The organism is Sutterella seckii, assembly GCF_009183815.1.
GTDB classification, from domain to species: domain Bacteria; phylum Pseudomonadota; class Gammaproteobacteria; order Burkholderiales; family Burkholderiaceae_F; genus Sutterella; species Sutterella seckii.
Genome location: NZ_WEHX01000192.1, coordinates 1 through 1212, shown reverse-complemented (window position 1 = coordinate 1212; position 1212 = coordinate 1). Strand labels below are relative to the sequence as shown.

The following is a 1212-nucleotide window of genomic DNA, read 5'->3' as shown; positions in this document are numbered from 1 at the left end:
AAACTGCCAATTTTTAGACTGTAAACAACCGAATTTATGTGTTTGGTCCGGATTTTCCGGTTGCAGTCATAAAAATTGGCACTTGCTCAGACCTTCCCTGAAAATGAAGAAGACTCTCCTTACGGGCTTGGTTCTTGCTGCGCTGTCTCCCCTCGTTTTTGCCGCTCCGGACGGCATGTCGGGCGCAACCAAGAAGGCATCCGACGCCGCTCAGACGATCGGAAATGTCGACGCCATTACGTCGGCTTCCGTTGTTCCGCAGAATCTCCGCCAGACCGTGAAGCCCAACGGCTTCACCGCCGGCGACTCGAAGGCGAAGCGCATTCTCTTTGTCGTCGGCGATCCGCGCCACGAATCCGTTGAATGGGATCTCGTCAACACGGCGATGAAGCACTTTATGGACAAGGGCTGCGAAGTCGAGCTCCGCGACCTCTATGCCATCGGCTTCAATCCGGTCATCACGCGCGAAACCTTCTTCCAGGCGAAGGACGGCCTCGGAGAGACGCCGGCCGACGTGGCGGTCGAGCAGAAGTATGTGAACGCAGCCGACTACATCATCTTTGCCTATCCGAACTGGCACGACACGCCCAACGCCATCACGAAGGGCTACATGGAGCGCGTGTTCCAGAAGAAATGGGCGTACAGGGACACCGACAAGGGCCTTGAAGGGCTCCTGAAGGGCAAGGCCTTCTTCACTATCATGAACGCGGGCTGGCTCGGCATGGGCCGCGGCGACATCGGCGACGGCATCGGCAAGAATTCCAACCCGATCTGGGACAAGTATCTGGGCGCCTTCCGCGTTATGGACGAGGACACCGCCGGCTTCTGGGGCATGAAGACGCTCGGCCGCTTCGTCAACGACCGTACGCCGGGCAATCTCGACAAGGATTATGCCGAGAAGCTCGACAAGCTCCGTGCTGATCTTACGAAGACGCTCGACAAGAAGTTCGACCTGAAGTAATCCTTCCTCTTCGCAGCCAAACGCCTCCGCAAAGCGTCCCGAGCGGCGCCCGGAGGCGTTTTGCGTTTCTGAAAGAGGATGAGCGATAGAAAACGCCTTTCTTGTGTCGTGGATCAATAGAGAAGCAGGGCACTTACTGAGTCCGGGAATAGAATCCTAAAAGTCGTCGAAAGCCCTCACGAAAGCTCTTTAGAAATGAGTTTTCCAATAAAAATTCCGTGAAACTCACGGACTTTTTTGTTGACTTCAAT

At 55.4% G+C, this 1212-nt stretch carries 1 protein-coding gene; it reads left to right on the top strand.

From position 1 onward, the window contains the following. Positions 1 to 103 precede the first annotated feature (103 nt). Positions 104 to 961, top strand: coding sequence for an NAD(P)H-dependent oxidoreductase (locus GBM95_RS11760; protein WP_152159261.1), 858 nt, complete (start codon positions 104 to 106; stop codon positions 959 to 961). The last annotated feature ends 251 nt before the right edge of the window (positions 962 to 1212 follow it).

Bases quoted from the DNA above. Each gene is read 5' to 3' on its own strand.
- GBM95_RS11760 (WP_152159261.1), top strand. From the start codon at position 104: ATGAAGAAGACTCTCCTTACGGGCTTGGTTCTTGCTGCGCTGTCTCCC.